The organism is Sphingomonas sp. CFBP 13706 (genome assembly GCF_014842355.1).
GTDB lineage: Bacteria > Pseudomonadota > Alphaproteobacteria > Sphingomonadales > Sphingomonadaceae > Sphingomonas > Sphingomonas aerolata.
The window spans coordinates 1-3,569 of the sequence record NZ_JACYVM010000042.1 but is presented as its reverse complement, the minus strand read 5'-3'; the positions used below and the strand labels follow the sequence as shown (position 1 = coordinate 3,569).

At 62.2% G+C, this 3,569-nt stretch carries 4 protein-coding genes; 1 reads left to right on the top strand and 3 read right to left on the bottom strand.

Going from position 1 to position 3,569, the window contains the following annotated elements; all coding sequences use genetic code 11:
• The first annotated feature begins 206 nt into the window (after positions 1 to 206).
• Positions 207 to 830, top strand: a complete 624-nt coding sequence (locus IFS44_RS21470; protein WP_192100146.1) for an imm11 family protein — start codon at positions 207 to 209, stop codon at positions 828 to 830.
• An 87-nt stretch (positions 831 to 917) separates the two neighbouring features.
• Here IFS44_RS21470 and tnpC read toward each other — a convergent pair whose 3' ends face one another.
• The 3 genes from tnpC to tnpA form a co-directional block, all read right to left on the bottom strand.
• Entirely contained in the window at positions 918 to 2,531 is a 1,614-nt protein-coding gene (gene tnpC / locus IFS44_RS21465) for an IS66 family transposase (protein ID WP_446740874.1), read from the bottom strand.
• A gap of 127 nt (positions 2,532 to 2,658) precedes the next feature.
• Complete coding sequence (gene tnpB, locus IFS44_RS21460) at positions 2,659 to 3,012, bottom strand: IS66 family insertion sequence element accessory protein TnpB (RefSeq protein WP_192100142.1); 354 nt, start codon at positions 3,010 to 3,012, stop codon at positions 2,659 to 2,661.
• Positions 3,009 to 3,461 (bottom strand): IS66-like element accessory protein TnpA, encoded by a 453-nt coding sequence (tnpA, locus tag IFS44_RS21455; protein WP_244650505.1) that lies wholly within the window; start codon positions 3,459 to 3,461, stop codon positions 3,009 to 3,011. Before tnpA ends, tnpB begins: the two co-directional genes overlap by 4 nt.
• Positions 3,462 to 3,569 lie beyond the last annotated feature (108 nt).

Below are 3,569 nucleotides of genomic sequence, written 5' to 3'. Positions count from 1 at the left end.
GTAAGCGTCCGGGCTGGGCCGCTGCGATCGAAAGCAGCCCTTCCGCAGCCGCCCAATCATCGACGTCGGGGAGGCCCGGCACTTGCCCGAAATCTGCCGTTCGTTCAGCGCGTTTCACCTATCTTTCGGGCATGATGCGCTAAGGAGTTCTTAGCTGCTGCTCCATCATAGCTGGGCCGCACAAAACAAATGGGTTTCACCTTTTAATGGCTTGGATCATTCACCCTAAACCGCTCGCGCGATGGATAGTTGGAACCAAGACCGTTCCGGACGGTCAGGAGATACATCAGGCACGGCTCAGGTATAGGTTTGAAGATCCGAAGGGCAGGACGCCTTTCGGCGGGTCAGTTATTCAGCAGGGTCTGAAAGTCCCCTTAGACTTATTCCCAAGGGAAGCATACGTACTTTCATCCACCAAGTCGCCGCCCGATTTTCTTACGATTGGCGGCTGGGCGGTGTCCGATGCTATCAAAGCGATAATTGAGCAGGTTGAGCCTGGCATCCATCAGTTTGTTCATGTGCCGACGTTTTTGAAGAGCGGTGCGCCCACACCAAAAAATTATTACATTGCGGTTCTGGGGCACGTCGCAACTAATCAAATTGACGATGAACGCACAACGTTAAGGCGAAATCCCGCAGGGGAGATCGAGCCGCCGTCTCCGGATGGGCGAAGGGGAGACGTAGCGATCCATCGTGAACACACGGCAGGCTGGCATGCTTGGTGGAGCGCTGACATCTATTTTAGTTTTACCATTTCCGATGAACTCAACAGCCTTCTGTTGGCCAACGAAATACCTGGTCTAGATAAGACGCATTTAGCGGAGCGCTGATATCCCTCGCCAACAACTAGACGAATGGTTGATTACGGCCATCTGCGCCCGATAGCGGACAGGCCGGCTTTCACCACATATTGCCGTTCACGGCGGCTGGTTGCCGCCCTGCGAAGTCGCCCACGTCCAAGGCAGCAGCTCGTCAAGGCGGCTGACAGGATGACCTTGGCCAATGCGGTCGAGCACGTCGGCAAGCCACTCATGCGGGTTCACCGCGTTTAGCCGGCAGGTCTCCAGCAGCGTGTACATGGCGGCAGCGCGCTCGCCGCCACAGTCGGCGCCGGCAAAGGTCCAGTTTCGTCTGCCCAGCGCAACGGCGCGCAGCGCGTTTTCGGCCGGGTTGTTATCGATCTCGAGGCGACCATCGGTGGTGTAGGCGAGTAAGGCAGGCTTCAGCTTCACCGCATAGCGCAGCGCCGCTGCCAGCGGCGTGCGTGCCGAAACTTCGGCAAGCACGCCATCGGCCCAGGCGAAGAAGTCCAGCACCCGTAGGCGCGACCATTTGCGTGTCCGGCACCGATCCGGATGCGGTGTTGGCCCCGGCGTCATGCGGCGCTCGATCTCGTACAGCTCGCGGATGATCTCGAGCCCCTCACGGGCAATCGAGGTCCGGTCAGCCTCGAACACCTCATGCAGCTTGCGCCGCGCATGTGCCCAACAGGCAACCGGCGTGATCTGACCGGGGGTGCGGCCAGGCTCATAGAGCCGCTGAAACCCGGCGTAGGCGTCGGCCTGCAAAAACCCGCTGAACGTTCTGAGATGGTCACAAGGTCGCTCACCCTTGCGGTCGGGGCTGTAGCGGTACAGCGCCGCAGGGCGATCACTCGGGCTCCATCGTCGGTTATCGCGCAGGTAAATCCACAGTCGTCCGGTCTTCGTCTTGCCGCTACCTGGTGCCAGCACGGGTACGGGCGTGTCGTCGGCGTGGATCTTGACCGACGCCATGACGTGGGCAGCGATGCGCTCGACCAGCGGCTCGAGCAGCCAGCTGACCTGTCCGAGCCAGTCGGCCAGCGTCGAGCGGCTGATGTCGACGCCCTCGCGGGCGAAGATGCGTGCCTGCCGGTAGAGCGGCAGGTGGTCGGCGAATTTGGACACAGCGACGTGCGCGAGCAGTCCGGGACCGGCGCGTCCCCGCGGCACCGGCAATGAGGGTGCCGGTGCTTGTGAGATGGCGTCGCAGCGGTCGCAGGCCAGCTTGGGTCGGACATGGCGGACGACGCGGAAGCGACCCGGCAGATACTCCAACACCTCGGTCACATCTTCGCCGAGCGCCGACATCTTACCGCCACATGCAGTGCAGCCGTCCGCTTGCGGGGCGGGATGGACGATCTCATCGCGCGGCAAGTGCGCCGGCAGCGGCTCGCGCTTGGGTTTACGCCGGCTTGCTTCCGCGGACTCCGGTAATGTGACATCGCCAACGACACAGTGCGCGTGCGCTGCGGCTGCCTCCATGTCCTCGAGCGTCAGCTCGAGCTGGTCGGCGAGCATTGTCAGTCGTTCGGAGGATTGGCCGAACTTCATCCGGCGCAGCCGTGCCAGCTGCACCTTGAGCCTCTCGATCTCCAGCGTGGTCAGCTTGATGGCATTCTGCGCCGCTTCAACCTGTCTGCGGGTGGCATCATGCGCCTCCTGCTCGGCCGCGAGCGCCTGTTCCGATGCAAGACGCGCGCTCTCGGAGGCTTCCAGTTTCGCCTGCATATCGGCGATGAATGCCTTCAGCGCGTCAGGATTATCGGCAATGTCGGTCTCGGTCGGCGACATGCAATCTTATACCAGATGCACCTCCTGCTCCCAAGGAAAATGCACGGTTTTCAGCCGTTTTCACTTACATTTGCACTGGTATTCGTGGGGCTGGCGGGGCAATCGTACGACGCCAGTCCATCGCTTCAATGAGCACTGCCAGCTGTGCTGGCGACAGCACCACGCCGCCATCGATAAGTGGTGGCCAGACGAAGCGATGCCGCTCCAACCGTTTGGCGAACAGGCACAGTCCCGTACCGTCCCAATGCAACGCTTTCAGGTAGCTGCCGCTCCTGCTGCGGAACAGGAAGACGTGGCCGGCATAAGGCTCGACCGAGAACAGCGGCCGCACCAGGGCCGCCAGCCCGTCGAAGCCCAGCCGCATGCTGACCGGCTGGCTGGCGAGGTAGATCCGTGTGCCCGGCGCCAGCGAGATCATGCGCCGTGCTCCAGGGCGCGTAGCACCCGCGCCAGCGCCTTCTCGTTGACGAAGCTGTCCACTGCCAGGTGGACCCCTGACGGCAGCGTGATGTCGATGGTACCCGGCCTGGTGCTGGAAGCGGGACCTATCATCTCCTCTGCTGAAACGGCGACCTGCTCGGCAGCAACGGTCGCTCCTCCCTGCGGCACTATCGGCGACAATTCCGGCAGCGGCGTCTCAGCCGCCAACACCGGCACTGCGCTATACGAGATGAACTGCATCGGCTGAGCCAAGCTGGCCGCCTTTCGGTGCGCCGAGCGCCAATTGTAGACCAGACTGGCGGCAATGCCGAACCGCCGTGCGACCTCGCGCACGGTGACACCCGGCTCGAAGCTGGCGGCTACGACCACCGCCTTCTCATCTTCGTTGTAGATGCGACGGCGTTCCGTCCGGGTGATGATCTCCATCCGAGCCATCTCCTGATCTCCTTCTGGACTCCAGAAGTAGACCCCAGCAGCAGCGGACATCACCGCTCGTGCCGTTTCCCGCAACACGGGTCAGGCCGGACGCGTACG